Here is a 20384-nt window from a genome sequence, read left to right as displayed (position 1 = left end):
CGAACCTCGATTGCCGGATCAAGCACCTCAACCGACACCTCCCCGCCATGCCCGCGTTGCGGTCATCGGCGGCGGGATCAGTGGCCTCGTCGCCGCTTTCGATCTGCGGCACCGGCATCCCGAATGGGATGTGGTGCTGTACGAAGCGAGCGATCGCGTCGGTGGTGTCATTCGCACGCTCCGGCAGGATGACTTTCTGCTGGAGTTTGGTGCCGATAGCTTTTCAGTCCAGCCTCCCGGTGCGATCCAGTTGTGCCGCGACTTGGGAATCGAAGATCGATTGGTCGATCCGCTGGAAGCCAACCGCCGGGCGTTTATCCTGCACGCCGGCAAGCTGGTTCCGGTCCCCGAGGGCTTTGCGCTGCTGAGGCCGACCGATCTGAAGAAGCTGCTGGCTTCGCCGCTGCTGACAATTCCCGGGCGATTGCGATTGGTTGCCGAGGCGTTCATTCGAGGCAAATCGGATGACTCCGACGAGAGTCTGCAGAGCTTTGCAATCCGACGCTTCGGCCGCGAAGCCTTCGACCGCTTGATCCAACCGCTGGTCGCGGGCATCTATACCGCCGACGCCAGCAAGTTGAGCATGCAGGCGACGATGCCGCAGTTTGTCGCTTTGGAAACCGAACATGGCGGGATGGTCCGCGCGACGCGGGCCCTGCAAAAACAGAGCAAAGACGATGCGGCGCGGTCGGCCAGCGGAGCTCGGTACGCACAGTTCCGCAGCTTGCCCGGTGGGATGGGAGAGCTGTTCGATACATTGGTCGATCGGATCGGCGAATCCAACATCCGCCGCGGGCAACGAATCGCTTCGCTGCAGCGAGAGGGCGACAGTTGGAACATCGAATCGGATCGAGGCGAAGCCACATCTTATGATGCAGTGATCGTCGCCCTGCCCGGCCCGGCTGCTTCGACGCTGCTGAGGCCGCTTGCCGAAGAGGCGGCTGACGAGCTTGCGGAGATTCCGTATGCAAGCTCGGCGCTGGTGCTGTTGGGCGTCGGCAAGGACCAGGTCGCCCATCCGCTGGACGGTTTCGGGATGGTTGTGCCAGCGATCGAGAAGCGGGAGATCATCGCCGCGAGTTTTCTAAATCGCAAGTTCGCCGACCGCGCCCCCGACGACATGCATCTGATTCGAGTCTTCATCGGCGGGGCGATGCAATCGCATCTGTTGGAACGCAGCGACGATGAGTTGATCGAAACCGCACGCCGCGAATTGGCAGCGATGATCGGTCTGCAAGGACCGGCGAAAATCCAGCGGGTCGCCCGCTGGAACAACGCGATGCCGCAATACCATGTCGGCCACTGCGATCGCCGCGATCGCGTCGAGCGGGCGACCGGCCAGTTGCCAGGATTGGAACTGGCTGGCAACGCACTACATGGCGTTGGGATCGCTCACTGCATCCGCACCGCCCGCGCGGCGGCTGACCGGATCGGCAAACATCTGGCGAGCCAACTCGGCGATTCGCCCCTCTAATTGCTTCCCGGCGGGGGGCCGTCTCCGCCTTCTAACGCTGCGGCGACGCGATCTGTCGCGGTCGGATTTTTCGGAAATTTCCGATCAAAGAAGATGCGAGAAAGACGCAAATAGGTTCAATTGGGAAGGATCTCCCGCCTGGATCGGTCGTCCCGCGAGTCGGCAAAGTCGCAATCGCTCGAAACGGGGCGTAGAATAAAAGAAAAGCTGCTTGCCTATCGGTCGGCTCGGAACGACCTGCGGTTATGACGTAAGGTTCCACGTCGCTCCGCAGCGCTTTGAAACCGACGCGCAAACAAGTTTACCCACCTTTGTACGAGGGATTGCATAGATGAAATTTCGGAATCTCCAGTTCGCGCTGCGCCGTAGTGCCAGCTTGGCCCTGTTGCTGTTAGTGCCTGGAGCGGCGTTTGCCGACCTGCCAGCATTCGACAAAGTCTCCGAAGGCTACAAGAAACTGACCTCCTCGGATCAGCAGAGCGATAAGACTCTATTTAATGTCTGGACTCGCGAGAAAGATGGCCAGATGTTGGCCGAATTGCCCAAGGCATTTGCTGGCAAACGCTACTTTATCGCCTTGACCGTCGGCAGCGGCGACCGCTACGCCGGCCTCCAATCGGGCGACATGGTCGTCCAATGGCGTCAGTACGACGAACGATTGGCACTGGTGCTGCCGAACTTGGAATTTACCGCCAAAGGAGAAGCCGAAGCGAGCGCATCGGTCAAGCGACTGTTCACCGATCGCGTCCTGTTGGATGTCCCCGTGCTGGCCAAAGGGCCTTCGGGCGGCCCCGTGATCGATATGGACAGCCTGCTGATCAACAACGCTTCGAACTTTTTTGGCAACCAAGTGCGGATCAGCAAGCCGAAAATTTTCAAGATCGAACAGGCCAAGGTCTTTCCAGAAAACGTCGAACTGGCGTACGAGATCGTCGGCAGCCGCGGACAACTGCAAACGATTCATTATTCGTTCAGCGAAGTCCCTGCGACCAGCAACGGTTTCAAACCGCGGAAGGCAGACGAACGGATTGGCTATTTCACCACCGCCTTCACCGATCTGAGCAAGTACACCGATGATGAGACGCGCGTGCGGTACATCAATCGTTGGCACTTGGAGAAGCGAGATCCCAAGCTGCAGCTGAGCCCACCCAAAAATCCGATCCGGTTTTATGTCGAACATACAGCACCAGTTCGCTACCGTCGTTGGATCAAGCAGGGCGTTGACTATTGGAACAAAGCGTTCGAGAAGGTTGGCATCGTCGATGCGATCGTGATCGAATACCAGGATGCGCAGAGCGGGGCTCATATGGAAAAAGACCCTGAAGACGTGCGATACAATTTCATCCGCTGGCTCAACAATAACGTCGGCACAGCGATTGGCCCCAGCCGCGTTCACCCTGAAACGGGACAGATTCTCGATGCCGACATCATCTTGACCGATGGTTGGATTCGTTATTTCAACTTCAACTATTACGACCTGATGCCTGAACTAGCGATGGAGGGAATGAGCCCCGAAACGCTGGCTTGGCTTGCCAACAACCCCAGCTGGGACCCTCGCGTTCGCTTGGCCCACCCTGCGGAACGATTGACAGTTCGCGAATCGGTCGCCCGTTCGTCCCGTTCGCCGATGGCTGGCCACAGCTTTGCCGCCGCCAATCCTCAATTGATGGGGGACGACGAATACGATGGCCTGTATGGCAACATCAGCCAGAAAAACGGATTGTGCATGGCAGCCAATGGTCGCCGCATGGACCTCGCACTGACTCGCATGAACTGGACCTTGGCATTGTTGGAAGAAGAAAAAGCGGACGCCAACAAGAAGAAAAAGGAAGAGGAAGCGAAAGCGGCTGCTGAGAAGAAAAAGGCGGAAGCTGCGAAAGCGAAAAAGGACGATGCCAAGGATGAAGATAAGAAGTCCGATGAAGCGAAGGACGACAAGAAGGATGATGCTAAGGATGAAGAAGCCGTAGCCAAAACGGACGACAAGAAGGAAGAGAAGAAGGACGACAAGCCGAAAGACCAGTTGCTCGACGGGATTCCGGAGTGGTTTGTTGGACCGTTGTTGGCCGACCTGGTGGCTCACGAAGTCGGCCACACACTGGGCCTTCGCCACAACTTCAAAGCCTCCAGCGTTCATTCCTTGGACGAGATCAATAGCGAAGCGGTCAAGGGGAAAAAGACCTTTACCGGTTCGGTGATGGATTACACGCCGATCAACTTCCGCTTGGAATCGGGAGACGTCCAAGGCGATTACGCGATGATCGAGATCGGTCCCTACGATTATTGGGCCGTCGAATATGGTTACACCTTCACCGACGCCGATCTACCGAAGATCCTGAAGCGTTGCCACGAACCGGAACTGCAGTTTGCAACCGACGAAGACACATCGGGTCCCGACCCGCTGGCGCGTCGATACGACTTCGGTCGCGATCCGTTGGATTACGCCAAGGAGCAGATGAAGCTGGTGCAGTTGTACCGCAGCCGGATCCTGGACAAATTCGTCAAAGACGGAGACAGCTGGGCCAAGGCGCGTCGCGGTTACGAATTGACGCTAAGCAAGCAGACCAGCGCGATCAGCATGATGGCCGGTTGGGTTGGCGGTGCGTTTGTGCATCGCGACAAGAAGGGTGATCCCGAGGATCGCAGCCCGATCGAAGTGGTTCCGGCAGAGCAACAGCGTGCTGCCCTCAACTTTGTCATCGAGACTTCGTTCAACGACGATTCTTATGGACTGACTCCCGAACTGTTGGCTCGAATGAGCGTCGACAAATGGCTCGACGAAGGCTTCAGCCGGGCGATGACCAACGAAGCGACCTGGCCGATCCACGACCGAATCCTCGGTCTGCAAGCCTCGGCGTTGACGATGATCATGAACCCGACGACGTTGCGACGCGTCTACGACAACGAATTCCGATTGCCTGCCGATCAGGACACGTTGACGCTGCCCGAACTGTTGGCCACGATTCGCACGGCCGTTTGGACTGAACTGGGCGAAAAGTGTCCCGCTGATTGCAACTCTCGCAATCCGATGATCTCCAGCTTGCGACGCAACTTGCAACGCGAGCATCTGGATCGTTTGATCGACCTGATGCTGAAGAAGACCGACACCAGTGCGGCCGCGAAACCTATCAGCAACCTGGCGATGATGCAGACGAAAGAGCTGAAGGATGAGATCGACAAATCGTTGGGCAAGTGTGGCGACGACATGGACGCTTACACCAAAGCCCACCTGTCGGAGTGCCAATCGCGGATCGAACAGGCGCTGAACGCTGGATACGTTTTCAACAGCGGCAACCAGCAACAGGGCCCGTTGATGTTCATCCTCTCGGGTGACGAACCATCGGCGGAGTGATCCCGATCGGGAGAATCCCAATCGATCTAGCTGCGGCGCGGTAAGCGTCGCAGCAAAAACAATACGATCGACGGAGTGAGCCTAGGCTCGCTTCGTCGATCGCTACGTTTGGGGGCGATGCAATCGCAGGTCCGCTGCCCTTCAGTCGCTCAAACGAGAACAGCCAAGCAACCGCTCGGTAGTCTTCTCATTTAACCGCAATGCCGTTCAACGAAGCGTAGTAGACGAGGTCACGAGTCCTTCTGCATCAGACCAAATCGCTGGGACTCGTAACCTCGTCCACTACGTCCCGCCGCTAATTCTTTCGACGGTCCAAGGTTCCTTCGTTTGACCGCGTGGACATTGCCCCGCGCTTCTCACTTCCTGCCCGGCTCAATAGCCGCTCGGTTTAACCGAGGGCTGTCTTGTCACGTGCTTAGAGAACTAGGTTATCCCTAAAAGCTCTTCGACCAACTGCTGACGATCGACCAATCGGTTTCCAGTTGGATGCCGTTCAGGTCTTGGTGCAGCATCGGCACAAATTCGACATTCAACAGATGGCCGCGGACCAATGCCGCCGCACCGAGTCCCAGGTTCAGCGTATATCCGCCGCGGAAGCTTTCGACGTTGGTGCTGATCATCGAGTCGGGGCTCATCGGATCGGCGCCGTCGTAGTTGGTCCGCCAGAGATTTTCGACGCGAATGCTGGTCGTGAAGTTATCGGTAATCAACTGGCTGTACCAGTTGTTCAGTCGGAATTCATCGCTGACCGAATATCCGCGATAGTTGCGGCCGATCGGCAGGTCGGTTTGAAACTGCGTACCAAACGAACCGAAATCGAAGTAGTGCTTCCAGGTGATGCCTGGGCGGGCATTAAAGGTTCCCGAACCGAGACGCATCGGATAGGGCATCGGTTGCTCCATCATTCCGCCCGAAGGAATGCTCGTGGTCCGGAAGATATCGCCGGTCGGCAGCGATCCGCCGAGATTCAAGATCACGTCGTCGTTGCTGTCGGTATACAAACCGATCAGTGCCCCGATCGTCGTGTCGCCAAATCCACTGTTATGCGTCGTGAACAGGCTGCCCGGGCCGCCACCGGCGGGATTCATCGGACCGCGGGTGTGGTCCATCGTAATGCTTGGCAGCATGACCATCGCGTAGAGCGTGATATCCTCGGTCATTCCACGCATGATGTGCACCATGTGCATCTCGTGCGTCATGTTATTGGGCGATGCCATGCGATTGGTGACGGGGTTGCTGGTCGCACCGAAATCGATCGCCTCGCTGTCGCTCAATCGCTGGGTGCCGGCGCGGTTGCCGTCCATGTACATGTTCATGTACTTGTATTCGACCATCCACTCGCCGGGAGCGTGCAGATGATCTCCCATCAAACCAGCCGGCGCATGCTTGTCGGCTCGCGACCGATATTCATCGTGCGCACTGGAAACATTTGCTGCCGCTAGCAGCATAAAGAACGTGACATTCAATCGCTTCATTTCAACATCCTTGCTCGCCTACATTTGCGGCCCGCCCCTCACCCTGTCGGAGATCGGAACGTCGGTTGCCGCATCATGAGCGAACGGATTGAAGAAACAAAGGCAAACGATCCAGCATCGGCATAACCGAATCAATCGTCCCAGTTTCCGATCGGCTTCACCATCGACCACGCTCGATCATCTCAAAAGGCGGAGATCGAGTCTTCACCGGTGGCCCATCTTCAGTGAAACTAAGCCGGCGCGGCTTCTTGTTTCATCAGGCGTTGGTCGACGTCGTTGGCAACGATCACGCCGTAGTTGATCGCTCCTAACCAGCCGCTCATGATGATCCCGACGCTGCCGGCGTGGTAGAGTCCGCCGATCTGTTCGGGCAGCTTGCGGCTGACCGCCAGTCCTTCAAACTTGGTGCCAAAGCTGGCGCCGAGTTGGTGTCGAGTGTAGTGGTTGAAAGTCCGCGGCGTGGCGGCTTCAACCCAATCGATCTTCTCGCGCACGTTGGGGACAAACTTGTCCAACGCGGCGACCGTCGTCTCGATCAACTCCTGCTTGCTCGCTTCGTATTGCGTCTCGCTCAGTCCCGACCAATCCTCCCAGCGGGCGTTGGTGCTGCTGACGACCGCATAGCGTCGCTTCCCTTCGGGGCGTGTTCGCGGGTAATAGAAGCTGAACGTGCGGCTGGTGATATCGCGGCTGAGCAACGCTTCGGTGCGGAACAGCGGGGCGGTGCTGGTGAACAACAGATCGCCGCACGATTCATCGATCTCCACACCCGGCTTCATCGCCATGTAGACCTGCGTGCTGCTGTTGTTCAAGCGAACCGCTTCGGCTTCTTCGACAAACGACGGATCAAAATGTTCGCTGCCGACCATGTTGAAGATCGTCGATCGCAGATTGGAATTACTGATCACCGACTTGGTGCGGATCGTTCGGTTGTGCACCTCGACCGATTCGACTTGCCCGTTTTTGACGTTGATCTTATCGACGGGGCAATTGATGCAGATGTCGACGTTGTTCTTTTTCAGCTCCTTCTGCATCCGGCCGATCAGGTCCTCGGTGCCTCCTTCGTAGATGAAGACTCCCTTGGACATGAAGTTCGAAAAGACGATCCCGTAGGTCAGCGCGGGATCTTCCAGCGTCGAACCGTTGGCGTAGGTGATCGGTTCCATCAGCAACCGGATCACATCCTCGCGGCCGGGGAAAAATCGATCGAACAATTGACGGGTGGTCGTCGTTTGATCGTCGTAGAAGTTCATGCTACGCGCGGTGTCGAAGAACCCTTCGACAGCGGACTGTTCGACGGCAAACTGTTCGGTCAGCAGTTTGGTGAAGTCCTTGCGATTGAAGGTCGTCGTCAGCGAGAACATCGGGTTCTCGAAGCGGACGTTTTTCAGTTGGACGATCCGATCGGAGATGTCGTCGTTCCAATACCGCTTGCAGCTCTTGATCATCCCAGCGGGAAAGCCGTGCAGCGAGATATCGAAGATATGCCCTCCGGGACGGCGGAACCAAGTCGCCAGACCGCCCAGTTTGTAATGCTGTTCCAACAGCAGCACGCGATGGCCATGGCGACCGAGGATGTTGGCGGTTGTCAGTCCCGCAAGTCCGCTGCCGATCACGATCACGTCGTATTCATCGGCCGCTTTGGCAAGAAAGTCTTTGGGCATTGGGCTTATAAAATAGGAGGTTAACGTCGATTCTCTTGGACATCAAATGGCAGGCCGGGCAGCGGTTGCAGTTCGGCAAAGAGACCGTCGATGTCGTCGTCGGGAGCCTCTTGGCCAAACAGCATCAGGCCCCCTTCGCCAGCGAACCACTTCTCTTCGATCACGCGCAGGGAACGCCCGGCGGCGACGACCGTCTCGGCTTGAATGCCGCCGCGGATCGTATCGTGCGATCCGCGAAACAGCGTCGCCTGGCGATCGGACAGGGCTGTCGCCATTCGCCACAGATTCCCCTGATTGCGTACCAGTGTAATGATTTTCCAGCGGTTGTCCCGTGGGTCACTGAACAACCGCAGCGTGACCAGCGATTCCCCCCCGGGCAACGGCTGCCCCGAGTACCACGTCGGTTCCGCCGATCCCGCGGCCCAGAGCGTGCTGTAGGCGATCTGGTACGTTTGCAACGCCGGCGTGCGGACCCGGATTTTCCAAGTCAGCGGTTCGTCGGTCGGCACCACCGCCACGACCAGCTTGGATCGATCGGTCTCGTTGAGGTAGCCGACTTCGCTGCGCAGCTGCTTCAGCTGGACCATCGCCTGCCTCAATTTCCAGCTCGTATAAAAATGCGAACCGACCATCGTGACGACCACAACCAACCCCAGCAGCCCGCGCAGACTGAACCGCCAGCCCGCACGCCGCGGCGGCGATGGAAGCTGTCCCGCGTCGTCCGCATGCCGACTCACGGCCGCTCCGCCGCGGCAACACTGACGGTGACCGACGCGCTGCCGCGGTTATCGGCCAGCGAGGCGGGATCGTCGCCGATCCGCAGCAACAACAGGCCATCGAACTCCGCGACAAACATCCCCTCGCGGCCGACGCCGACGATCTGAGGATTTGTCATCCGCGTCGCGTCGGCATCGCTTGTCGGAGCGACAGCCGCCAATAGCATCCCCAACGGATGGCCGCGGTGATACTGGATCGTCACTCCTTGAGGTTCGCATTCCCACGGGCGAGGATCGTCGGCCAAGGTGTAGCGTCCTTCGGCGGTGATCCGAATCGATTGGCCTGTAGCGACGCGAATCCCGCTCGATTGCCAGCCGCGATCGGCCGCGATCTCCAGCTGTTTGGTCTCGACCGACGATTCGGCGGCGGCGGGAAAGTTGGTCAGATCGATCCGGTTCCGCAGCGGATCAAAACCGTAGTCGAGCCCGTCGACAAGCATCCGCCAACGCAGCTGCAATTGAGGCCACTGGTCCTTGAGTTCGCTGTAAAAATTGCGAGTGAACTGCAGCGGAGGTTGGCCCGCCCGATCGGTCGCCGCGATCGCGGCGGTGCGATATTCGGGATACATGTTCAACAGCGTCAGCGCTCCCCAGCTCCAGGCATACGGTTCGACTTGCCGATGGGCTTTGTGGCTGTATCGCATCACCGCATCGATCGGCAACGCTTGGCTCTTGTCGCAAGCCGATTGAATGACTTTTAAACGGCCCCAAAACGGGAACGCCTCCCGCGACTCGGGGATCACCGGCAACGCGATCTCGCCGTCGCTCCAGCGATGCGTCGCCAGCAACTCCGCCATCCCCTCCATGTACCATGCCGGTCCGGCACCGCCGAACAACTGGAACATCAACGCATGCACTCCCTCGTGCAACAGCAGATGCCGGGTGTAGTAGTCCGACGGTTGATCGACAACCCAAACGGAGTTGCCGTATTGATAGCCGTGAGCGAAATCGGGGAGATGATCGGGCAACAGACCACGCTGCTTGAACGCGTCGCGGCTGGTCATCAGATAGGCAGTCACATGCCAGTCGGCGAGCCGATCGGGATCGACGCCAAAAAATTCGCACCACTGCGGGACCGCGGCATCGAAGGCGGCCGGCAATTGATCGAGCGCCGCCGAAGCGGGCAGATCGGTGTGGATCGTGACGTGTCGGCCGCTGAATTGCCGCGTCTGCGCAGCGGCAAAAGGGGCGACGAAAAGGCATAACGCCAGCGCGGCCCCGATTCGCGGCGGCGAGAAACCTGCAACAATGGTTGGATTGTCGAACAACAAAACGATGATTCTCCGTAGCCCTCCATCATAGCTGGATACATGCCCAACACGAAACGCCCTCTCGATTGCTGCCGTTTGATTGCTCCGTTGATTCTGTTGGTCGGCGGCTGTGTGCCGCGTCCCGAAAACGAAGTCGTCGTCTATTCGGCGCTCGACCAAGAGTTTGCCGCGCCGATGTTGAGCAGCTTCGACCGGCATGTCGACAGCAAGATCCAAGTCAACGCGCGGTTCGACATCGAATCGACCAAGACGATTGGGCTGGTCAACCGAATCCTCGGCGAACGCGATCGCCCGGTCTGCGATCTGTTCTGGAACAACGAGATCATCCACACGGTGCGGCTGCAGAAAGCTGGCTTACTGAAAGAGATCGACTGGCCTGTCGATACCGTTTGGCCCGCCGGCTGCATCGCGTCGGATGGCACTTGGTGCGGGTTTGCCGCCCGCGCTCGCGTGCTGATCGTCAACAAAAAACTATTGCCCGATCCGGATCAATGGCCGACAAGCGTCTTGGATCTAGCTGATCCAAAATGGAAAGGGCAGGGGGCGATCGCGCGGCCGCTGTTCGGCACCACGGCCACGCACGCGGCGGTGCTCGAGAATCAGTTAGGTCAGGAAAAGGCGGACGCTCTGTTTCGCGAGATCCAGCAAAACGCCGTCACGCTGTCGGGGAACAAGCAGGTCGCACAAGCGGTCTCGGCCGGGCAAGTCGCTTGGGGGCTGACCGATACCGACGACGCGGTGATCGAACGCGACCTGGGCTTTCCCGTCGCGATCGTCTACCCCGACCAGCAGCCCGATCAGATGGGAACGCTGCGAATTCCCAACACGTTGGCTGTCTTAAAGGACGCACCGCACCCAGTCGCGGCGGAGCAGTTGGCGTTGTTTTTGATGAGCCCCGAGACCGAGAAGCGGCTGGCGATGGGAAACAGTTCCCAGATCCCGTTGTTCCGCAGCGTCAAGGAACAGCCACGGGTGATGCCCGAAGAATCGGTCCGTTGGCTCGACGCCGACTTCGAAGTGGCGGCCGATCGCTGGGAACCGCTCGCCGAGCGGCTCAATGGAATCTTCGTCGATTAGATCGGCGACCGTCGAAGGGGATCAGTAGGGGAGCGTCTCGGGCTTGTACTCGTGGTCCCGCTTCCGAACAACTTCCGCTTCGATGATCGAATCGGGCAATACGACCGGCGCGTCTTTCTCCTTTTCGACCTTGGCGCGATTGAGCGTCGAGATCGCTCCCATCCCGCTTACCACGCGACCAAAGCAGCAGAGTTCTTTGTATTCGGGATTAAAGGGCAACAGAGTGATCAAAAACTGGCTGCTGCCCGTGTTGGGAATGGTGCCCGACGCATCGGGATCGCGTGCGGCATTGGGATTGGGGATCTTGGCCATCACCAACGATCCGCGAAAGATCCCCCGCTCGCCAATCGCTTCATCGGGCAGACGGTAGTCAGCGGTGCCCGATCCATCGCCGTCGCGATCGCCCGTCTGAGCAAACTCATGCTCGACCACTTGGTAGAACGGAACATTGTCGTAGAAGCCATCTTCGACCAACGAAATGAAACTAGCGACCGTGTTGGGAGCTTCGTTTTCAAACAGTTCCACCAACACTTCGCCTCGCGTCGTCTTCAGCAGAACGCGCGGCAGGTCGTCCGCTTTTGCCTCCGCCTCTCGCAACTTCTGTTCCTTCTCCCAACTCTCCTGCAACGGATCGAGAATAAATTTCATCCGTTGCCCAACCTCGGCAAGTCCTTCATCACCGTCGGGAACTTCTTTCAGATGCCCTCTGGCGACTTCAAAGTCTCCCGTCGCCGCCGCGGAGACACCGGCGATCACGTTCAACTGGATATCCTTGACGCCAGCTTCCAGCATCGCCAGCGCACCCTGTTTGAGCCCTTCGTACCAGTCGGTTTGCGCATGGTAGAGGATCGACTGCGCCAAAAATGTTCGCCCGTCGCGATTCTCGTGATCCTCGAAGACCAAGTTGGACGCTGCCAGAAAAGCAGCTTGCATCGCATCGCGAGCCGCCGATTCACGCTCGGCCCAGCGGATCTGTTCGCTGAACTTCACATCGCCGCGGGCGGTGTGAAATTCGTTGACCTCGGTCCACAACGCTTGAGTCGCTTTCCGCCACTCTTCAACCCGTTGGTCAAAGACCGCCTGCGCCTTCTTCGCCGCTTCGGTCTTCCCCCCCGCCGGCTTTTCCTCGCTCGCTGCAGCTTCCTCTACAGCCGGCTTGGGCTCATCGGGCGCCGGCTCTTCCACTGCCGGTTTCGCCTCTTCCGCTGCCGGTTGTTCCGCGGCCGGTTTGGCATCGGCCTCAGACTCTTGCGCATCGGCCACGGTGCCAAAGCAGATCGTCAGCAACAGCGGCGCGGCCAGGTTTCGTAATCCCATTTCAACTCTCATCTTCAAGATCGAATCCACAGCCCTATCCCAGGCTCCCATTGATGGCCACACCACGCGACGTCATGATAGACCGTAGAATCCAGGCTGTACGAACGCAATTGCCTGGGCGGTTCAGTGAAATCCTTGCGAAACGTGACAATTCTTGAAGAAATCAAAACCCTACCAGGCGTCCCAGGCGAAGCGCGGTCTGAAGTCCAAAGCGACCACGCTGCGAGTGATCGGGGGCGATATGCGGGGCCGCAAGGTCCGCTACAACGGCGACCGCAGCACGCGTCCAATGCGAGACTCGGTGCGTGAGAGCCTGTTTAATCTGATCGGCCAACGAATCAAAGGAGCGATCGTATTCGATCCCTTTGGCGGCACCGGCGTGCTAGCGATCGAATCGATCAGCCGCGGGGCCAGCCGCGCCGTGACGATGGAGCAAAACCGCCGAACGCTGGAACAGATCCGCCAAAACGTCGCCGATCTCGACCTCGCCGACCGCATCTCGTTGACCGCGGGAGACGCCTTTCGTGGCCTGGGAGCGTTGATGCACCAAGCGCACGCCGAAGAGCCCGAATCGCCGTGGGTGTTTTTGATGTGCCCGCCGTACGAAATGTTCCAGTCGCGGATCAAAGACCTGAACCGGATGATCTGCTTTGCCGCCGAAGCCCATCCGCACGGCGTACTGGTTGCCGAATGCGACAACTTTTTTGATACCGCCGAACTAACCGCAGCCGAATGGGACGTGCGGAAATACGGAATTACCCAGCTGGCGTTGACCGAACTTAGTTCTGTCCAGCTGCCTTAGTGCGCGAAGCGACGTTGGGTTCGCTGCGGTTGAGCGCCGGAGGAGCACTAGAAAACGGGCCATCGAAGAATGGGCTCGTATTTGTCCCCGGCTTCGCATCGGCCGCGGCGTCGGGATCGACGAAGGCCTGCAGCTTCTTTTCGAGCTCGCGAAGCTTCTCGGCATACTCGAGATTCTTCGAAATCATCGTGTCGTTGACCCCCGCCTTCACCTCATCGATGATCGAAACCAATCGAATCGCATCGGCTTTCTCCTTCTCATCGCTGAGACTGGCGACCAATCCTTTGGCCGCGCTGGCGGCGTCGGTCTTGGCTCGCGTGCCGGTCAATCCGAGATGGAACGATTCGATCGTATCGTTGAGCATCCGACGGGCGAGGATGATCTCGATGGTCTGTGGTTTTGCGGCACCTGGAGCGGTCATGCCCATTCCCATGCCCATCCCCATCTCCATGCCCATATCGGAATAGGCCTCACCGCCTCCCATCCCCATTTCCATGCCCATCCCCATACCAGCCATCGAGGCCTGGGGACGTGGCTTTTCGAGGTCTTCGATCCGCTTCGCCTCTCGTGCGATACTTTCGCTCACCTCCGCTGCCCAACGCTTCAAAACGGTATCCGCTTGTGGCTTGAACTCCTTGGGAATCTGGATATTGGGAGTCGCACGGGCGGCGTAAACGAGGGCCAACTGCGACGAATCCTCCTTGGTTGGAATCTCCATCACCAGCTTGGCCACTTGGTCGACGCGGCGCGGGTTTTTCAGACTGACCAACGTGTTGATCGCCAACATCTGCACCCAGCCGTGAGCGTCCAGATTGCGATCTTTCGGAGCGTCCTGTTGAGCGGTCGCGATCATCAGGTCAGCGACCTTGTCCTGCAATTCCGGCTTCCAACGCTCGGCGTTCAATGAAGCGTGGCGTTGAATACCCTGGATCGCCGCGACTCGCAAACCATCGTCGTACTTGGCGTCTTCGACGATCTCCAACAGCAACGGAAGCGCCGCTTGCATCGGGATCGGTGCCTGTTTTTCCAAGGAGTTCGGTTCACGGTCGTTGAGTTCGCCGATCATAAAGACAGCGTTGATCCGCGCCCCGGGGTAGTAGTTTCCTTGAGCGATCGCTTTGCATTGCTGGAACGACATGATCGACAGGCCGCGCGAGACCTGCGTGTTGCCGCGGCGAGCGGCGTTGTAAATGTCCTTCATCACCTCGGCCCGACGCGGTTGCAGATTCGAAAACTCCGCCGGGTCGGTCATCGATGCAAAGATGTTTTGGTAGATCTTGACGAAGAAGTCCTTCTGCTCGCTCAACTGTGCCGGATCGTTGACGATCTGGCCGCGAATCTGTTTGATCCGATTGACGATCGACTTTTCCGTAAACCAGTTCGGCTGGTACTTCATCACGTCGTATTGAGGCTTTCCAGCTGCCGCTTGGCCCCAAGCCGGCGCGGCGATCGCCCCAAACGCCACTGCAGCGATCAATCCAATAAACCATGCTGCCAACAACTGTCGGGCGCGATGGGAATGCTGGAGACTGGCGGCATGGGTAGCTTCGACGCGATGCGACATCGGAACCTCGAGGGCTGGAGCGATAGGGGCGGCAATCGCCAAGGGATAAGAAGGGATTCGGGACACAAATCCCTATAAACAGACTATCGCCGCAAACTGGCGTGTGTCAACAAGTTCCGCTGCCAAAGGACAACTTCTTTCGCCCACCATGGAGGGCCGTACCGACCAATACGTATCGACAGCCCCCCTCTTTTAGTATCTGGATGTCGGCGAGCGTCCGAATCCCGCCGCCGGAGGTCAATTCCACATGGGGGTGTTTCTCGGCGATAGCCTGGCAAATCGGCAACGTTAGGGTGCCAGAAGCGGCTCCAACAGCAGCCAGATCCAGGGCGATCAGGCGATCGAAACCGCTGTCGATCGCTTCGCTAGCGATCTCGACAGCCGTTTGACTTGCCAAAGCCGGCGATCCCCCCAAAACGACTCCCTCGCGCAGATCGATGCTCAAAACGATCCCATGCCGCCGAGCCGACCACCGCTCGCGCAGCGGCACCAGTTCTTCCAAAGAGGCTATCGATTCGGTCCCGACGACGCGGACGATCCGATCGGACGCGGGCAGTTGCAATTCGACGACGCCGGCGTCGATCCAAATCGGAGCTCCCAAATCAGCCAAGCGATTCAGAAGCTTGTCGTGAGGAGCCCCCGCCGTGATCGCGTCCAGATCGGCGACGTACAACCCGCCGACGCCGGAATCGAGATACATTTGAGCCAACGCGATCGGATCGCCATCATTTGTCGCGGCACAGCAAACCGGCCGATAGCTGTCGCGATTGCCGCGGACCGCATGGACAGCTTTGCCCCCCTTCAGATCAATGACTCCCAAGACCGACGCCAGCGGATCGTCGTCGGTCGATTCTGCGGTGGTGCTGAGCATGGCAAGGGAACCGACGAGCTACTTGCGGTAGCGGTTTGGATTATCGGCTTGGCCGGTAATCTCGTACAGGAACCGGCTGGGCGTCGTCGGCCGGGGCTTACCCCATTTACGACGCGTCAGCGCCAGCGAAAGAGTTAGCTTTTCCTGCGCCCGGGTGATCCCGACGTAGCACAGCCGCCGCTCTTCAGCGATCGCGTCGTCGTCCCCCTTGGTGCTGCGGTGGTGAGGCAGCAGGCCATCCTCCATGCCGACCATATAGACGACAGGGAATTCGAGCCCCTTGGCGGCGTGCATCGTCAGCAACCAGATCGCGTTCTGTTGGGCAGCGCGATCTTTTTCGTTCCCCATCTCGCGTCCCGAAAGAGCGATCTCCGAGAGGAAGTCGGTCAGGCTGGGTTTCTTGGCGCGATCGGCATACGCATCGACAGCGTTGACGACTTCGCCGATCGACGCGATTCTCGCTTCACACTCTTCGGGCTCGTTGTAACGCGTGCGAATCTCGTCCATATAACGCGTTCGCGCGATCAGCGTGTTAACCGCTTCGGTCAGTCCATCGTCGCGGATCCGATTCTGCACATCGACAAGGATGCCACGCAAGTCGTCGATTCCGCGGCGAGCCGCTGGCGGCAGCGTCGATGTGACCGTGTCGTCGCACATCACCTGCCAGATCGGCTGGCCTCGCTTCACCGCGGCGTCCATCAACAACTTGACAGTTCCCTGGCCCAGCCCGCGCGGCGGCGTGTTGGCGACGCGCATCAGCGAGACCTCATCGTCGGGCTGTTCGACCCACTTCAGATACGCCACGACATCGCGGACTTCGCGTCGATCGAAAAACGACTGGCTGCCCATCATCACGTAGGGCAGGGCGGCCTTCCGCAACTCCTGCTCGAACAACCGCGGCTGTTCCTTGGTCCGGAACAGGATCGCAATCTCGCCCGGTTGGTAGTGATTCAATTCGATCAACCGGCCGATCTCGCCGACGACGCGCTGCGATTCTTCGGTCTCGTCTTTGAACTGCGAGATCCGCGGCCGCTGTCCCGCCGGACGTGCCGGCTTCAGCGATTTGTCGTGCCGGACCGTGTTGTACTGGATCAACCGGTTGGCCATTTCGAGGATCGAACCGGTCGAGCGATAATTGTCCTCCAAGCGGACGACGGTCGCATCTTCCCAGTCTTTCTTGAAGTTCAAAATGTGGCGAACGTCGGCTCCACGCCAGCCATAAATCGATTGATCATCGTCCCCCACGACACACAGATTGCGGTGCGCATCGGCGAGCGCTTTGATGATCCGATACTGGCTGCCGTTGGTGTCCTGATACTCATCGACAAGGATGTGATCGAAGCGATCGGCCTCCGATTGGCGAACCTCTTCGTGTTCGGTAAACAGCACCTCGGTGTTCAGCAACAGATCGTCGAAGTCCATCGCGCCGCAGGCCTTCAGCGAATTCTGATACCGCCGATAACCAGCCGCCGCGAGGTGCTCTTTGTCGGTGCGCGCTTCGTTGACCGCCGCGTCGGGATGGATCGAGCCGTTTTTCCATTGGCCGATGATCGACAGCAGATCGCCCGGCTTCAGCGCCGCCGTCGGCAAACGCAATTCGCGAAGCACGCTCCGCGCGATGCTCTCTTGATCCGATCGATCGTAGATCGCGAACTTCTTCGGGTAGCCCAGATTGGTCGCATGTTGCCGCAAGATGCGAACGCATTGCGAGTGGAACGTGCCGATCACCGGCCGCGGCCGATCGTCTTTTTTAGACGGGCGTTTGGAGATCCCCAACAGCTCGGCGATCCGCTCCTGCATCTCGCCCGCCGCTTTGTTGGTGAACGTCACCGCAAGGATCCGATCGGCGGCGGTGCCGTTGCGGATCAGGTTGGCGATACGAAAGGTGACGACGCGCGTCTTCCCCGTACCCGCTCCGGCCAAGACCAGCAGCGGACCAGAGAGCGTATTAACGGCTTCGTGTTGAGCGGGGTTCAGACCATGTGACATAGCTGCCGAATCCTAACGAGCGTCCAAGTTGCAGCAAAGGGGCCGTCGCGCGACAACGGTCCTCTCGACCGCCGAGCGCTGCGGCATTTGGCACCGTAAAAAGCAGGTAACGTTGCACTCGCAGCAAGCCTGCGAATTTGCCCAAGGTCGCCTTTCGCTCCGCGAAAGTGCGGCCCCTGTATGCACCGGACGCGCCTTCCGCGGAGCGAAAGGCGACCATCAGCCGCCACGCGTTAGCAGCCGGTTCGCGAAGCGCTTATTCGGCATCCGCACTTTCGCGGAGCGAAAGGCGACCATCGCGGCGATCCCTAAAACAGCCGCTGGGCGATCCCCACCGAATCGACTTGCCACGGGGTCCACAGCAGCACGGGCGAATCGACTCGCAAATCCCCCTTGCGTGGATTGATCAGCGTCTCGTCCAGCTTCAGGTTATCGATATGAAAGCGTTCGGCCAGTTCATCGATCTCCCGCTTCAAATCCTCTTCCAGGTCAGCCATGTCGTCGTGCAACGCTTGCAACGCCGCTTCGGCACGGTGGACATCCTCCTTCTGCCGCGCGGCCCGATTCCATCCGTTGGCCGCTGTCGAAGCCCGACGGCTGATCTTGTTCCCCATAAATCCGTTTAACAGCGTCGAACCGATCTGGATCATCGATTGCCAAGTCGCCCCTTGCGCTTGCGACGCTTCGCGGGAAACGCGATCCTCGGCGGTCCGGATCTTCTTTTCCAACGATTGCATTTTCGAGGAGAACTTGTCGCGCAGGTTCTCCGTCTCGCGATCCCTCGCCTCGCGAGCCGCTTGTTTGAAGTGCAATCGCGCCTGCACCTCCGTCGACCCCGGCGGCGCCAGTTGATCGACTTCGTCGCATTCGTAGACCGCCAGCGTCTGGTGTCGGTAGAAGTAATCCTTCAGATCGTCCGCCCAGCGTTTGTACGATTTCTCATTCACCAATTCGGTCGGCAGATCGGCAAACGTATACCTTTCGTCCGGTCGATCGCTGAGCTGCAGATCCTGAGGAGCCGGCTTGCTGTCGATCCACAGCGGATCGGGGACGCCAGCGGCGCAAGAGACGATTCGCGACTGGTCCTGCCACAGATCGATCGACCCGCGGCTGCGGACGAAGTGCAGCGAGCCCTTTCCTAAAATCGCCGGCCGGTAGACCAGCGACGCCGATTCGGCCGGGCTTTTCGTCGGACAGACAAATCGCTCTTCGATCCCCGCGGGGACCATCGGCCGCGCACCTTGAGCACTTCCCGTGGCGATCGATTCGGCCGGTTCACCACTTTCGGCCAACTCCTTGGCCGCTTGCTCGCGGCGGTCCTTCATCAACCGAGAGATCTGATCGCGAGCCAACGGGCCCGACAGGAACGACAGCGCCCAACGCGACTGAAAGACGCGCGGCCCATCGTCGTGAACGTTGTTCATCAAGAAGACGCGGCTCCCCAACCCGGCCAGCGTCTGTTCCATCTCTTGGCGATCAAACGGCACGCCGGTCTGCGCCGCGGCTCCTTCGAGTCCCTCGAGCACACGCTGCTTATCGCGTTCAGTTTGCAGCCGCCCCAAGAACCAGGTGCCGATGTTCGATAGCCCTTTGTAGTCGAGGTCGACCGGGTTCTGAGTCGCTAGCGTGACGCCTAGACCAAACGCCCGAGCCTGCTTCAGCAGCGTCAGCATCGGCGCCTTCGATGGCGGTTTAGCGACGGGAGGGAAATAGCCAAAAACCTCATCCATGTAGAACATCGCCCGCAAGCTGCTGGTGCCGCTCTGGGTCCGCATCCAGGCGACCAATTCGTTCAACAGGATCGTGACGAAAAACATCCGCTCGGTATCCGACAGATGGGCGATCGACAGGATCGTCAACCGCGGCTTCCCCTCGTCGGTGTACATCAAACGCTGAATGTCCAACGCTTCGCCTTCCAACCAAGTCGAGAAGGCGGGAGAGGCCAACAGATTGTTCAACCGCATCGACAGCTTGGTTCGATCGGCTGGCGACATGAAGGCATCGAGATTGATCACGCCGACGCGATCAAACGGCGGCGAAGCGATCATGCCGATCAAATCGCCGATGGTTACGTTTTTCCCGGCACGCCAGTTGGTGTCTAAAATCTTCGACAGCAGGATGTGGTCTGGGGAGGAGAGCGGATCGGCATCGACGCCGACCAACGCCAACAGCCCCGACGCCGCGCCGGCGATCCGGTCGCTCATCGCTTCGCTGTCTTCTAGGATTTCGGGGGGCGGCGCGTTGAAGCTCTTTAAGATGGTCAGCGGCAGCCCGATGTTGCTGCCGGGCGTGTAGACGGCGATGTCGACCGAATCTTGAAAACGGCGGATGCGATCGCCATCCTGCCCCCACGACGCCAAACCATCCTGCCACAGCTTCGCCTTGCTGGCAGCCAATTCGTCCAGCGTGATCCCCTTCCGCGAGGCTTCTCCCTGTTCCAACCACGGTTTGTAATCGTCGGGATTGAAGTCGGGGAAGGTCAGCAGCAGGTTCGCCAGGTCTCCCTTGGGATCGACGCAAAGAGCCGGAATGCCGTCGATCGCGGCTTCTTCCAACAGCGACAGACAGAGCCCCGTCTTGCCGCTGCCGGTCATCCCGACGCAGAGGGCGTGGGTGCACAAATCCTTGGCATCGTACATCAGCAGATCGTCGCGATTACGACCGGCTTTCATATCGTACTCGCGGCCCAGATAGAAGGCTCCGAGCTTTTCAAACTGATCGACAGAAGGGATCATGCGAATTCGCTTCTACT

Annotated in this window: 13 protein-coding genes; 4 read left to right on the top strand and 9 right to left on the bottom strand. The window is 59.0% G+C overall.

Features of this window, described 5'->3' with window-relative positions; all coding sequences use genetic code 11:
• The first annotated feature begins 10 nt into the window (after window positions 1–10).
• Both hemG and EC9_RS04820 read left to right on the top strand, forming a co-directional pair.
• Window positions 11–1474, top strand: a complete 1464-nt coding sequence (gene hemG / locus EC9_RS04825) for a protoporphyrinogen oxidase (RefSeq protein ID WP_145342824.1) — start codon at window positions 11–13, stop codon at window positions 1472–1474.
• Window positions 1475–1805: 331 nt separating this feature from the next.
• Window positions 1806–4826 (top strand): zinc-dependent metalloprotease, encoded by a 3021-nt coding sequence (locus EC9_RS04820; RefSeq protein WP_145342822.1) that lies wholly within the window; start codon window positions 1806–1808, stop codon window positions 4824–4826.
• Between the two features lie 434 nt (window positions 4827–5260).
• Here EC9_RS04820 and EC9_RS04815 read toward each other — a convergent pair whose 3' ends face one another.
• The 4 genes from EC9_RS04815 to EC9_RS04800 all read right to left on the bottom strand — a co-directional run bounded on the left by EC9_RS04815 (window position 5261) and on the right by EC9_RS04800 (window position 10012).
• Window positions 5261–6301, bottom strand: coding sequence for a transporter family protein (locus tag EC9_RS04815; RefSeq protein WP_145342820.1), 1041 nt, complete (start codon window positions 6299–6301; stop codon window positions 5261–5263).
• A 230-nt stretch (window positions 6302–6531) separates the two neighbouring features.
• Window positions 6532–7965, bottom strand: a complete 1434-nt coding sequence (locus EC9_RS04810; protein ID WP_145342818.1) for a phytoene desaturase family protein — start codon at window positions 7963–7965, stop codon at window positions 6532–6534.
• Between the two features lie 20 nt (window positions 7966–7985).
• Entirely contained in the window at window positions 7986–8702 is a 717-nt protein-coding gene (locus EC9_RS04805) for a hypothetical protein (protein WP_145342816.1), read from the bottom strand.
• Window positions 8699–10012 (bottom strand): hypothetical protein, encoded by a 1314-nt coding sequence (locus EC9_RS04800; RefSeq protein WP_145342814.1) that lies wholly within the window; start codon window positions 10010–10012, stop codon window positions 8699–8701. The genes EC9_RS04805 and EC9_RS04800 overlap by 4 nt, the downstream gene beginning before the upstream one ends.
• A 39-nt stretch (window positions 10013–10051) precedes the next feature.
• Between EC9_RS04800 and EC9_RS04795 the strand changes: the two genes are divergently transcribed.
• Complete coding sequence (locus EC9_RS04795) at window positions 10052–11089, top strand: extracellular solute-binding protein (RefSeq protein WP_145342812.1); 1038 nt, start codon at window positions 10052–10054, stop codon at window positions 11087–11089.
• 21 nt (window positions 11090–11110) lie between these two features.
• On the opposite strand, the gene EC9_RS04790 is transcribed toward EC9_RS04795, so the two are convergent.
• Window positions 11111–12406 carry a peptidylprolyl isomerase gene (locus EC9_RS04790; protein ID WP_218934586.1) on the bottom strand — a complete coding sequence of 432 codons (1296 nt, stop codon included), beginning with the start codon at window positions 12404–12406 and terminating at the stop codon, window positions 11111–11113.
• Between the two features lie 154 nt (window positions 12407–12560).
• On the opposite strand from EC9_RS04790, the gene EC9_RS04785 reads away from it, so the two are divergent.
• Window positions 12561–13208, top strand: a complete 648-nt coding sequence (locus EC9_RS04785; protein ID WP_145342808.1) for an RsmD family RNA methyltransferase — start codon at window positions 12561–12563, stop codon at window positions 13206–13208.
• Here the strand turns inward: EC9_RS04785 and EC9_RS04780 are convergent.
• The 4 genes from EC9_RS04780 to EC9_RS04765 all read right to left on the bottom strand — a co-directional run bounded on the left by EC9_RS04780 (window position 13186) and on the right by EC9_RS04765 (window position 20367).
• The gene (locus EC9_RS04780; RefSeq protein WP_145342806.1) at window positions 13186–14772 is read right to left on the bottom strand and encodes a hypothetical protein; all 1587 of its coding nucleotides are present in this window, start codon (window positions 14770–14772) and stop codon (window positions 13186–13188) included. The genes EC9_RS04785 and EC9_RS04780 overlap by 23 nt on opposite strands.
• Window positions 14773–14878: 106 nt before the next feature.
• Window positions 14879–15643 (bottom strand): HisA/HisF-related TIM barrel protein, encoded by a 765-nt coding sequence (locus EC9_RS04775; protein ID WP_145342804.1) that lies wholly within the window; start codon window positions 15641–15643, stop codon window positions 14879–14881.
• Window positions 15644–15661: 18 nt separating this feature from the next.
• A complete protein-coding gene (locus tag EC9_RS04770) occupies window positions 15662–17632 on the bottom strand; it encodes an ATP-dependent helicase (protein WP_145118426.1) in 1971 nt (656 codons plus the stop codon).
• 308 nt (window positions 17633–17940) lie between these two features.
• The gene (locus EC9_RS04765) at window positions 17941–20367 is read right to left on the bottom strand and encodes an ATP-binding protein (protein WP_145342802.1); all 2427 of its coding nucleotides are present in this window, start codon (window positions 20365–20367) and stop codon (window positions 17941–17943) included.
• Window positions 20368–20384 lie beyond the last annotated feature (17 nt).

The sequence above is a fragment of the Rosistilla ulvae genome (assembly GCF_007741475.1).
Taxonomy (GTDB): Bacteria; Planctomycetota; Planctomycetia; order Pirellulales; family Pirellulaceae; genus Rosistilla; species Rosistilla ulvae.
Note: the sequence above shows the minus strand (reverse complement) of the source record. Positions and strands in the feature narration are given on the sequence as shown.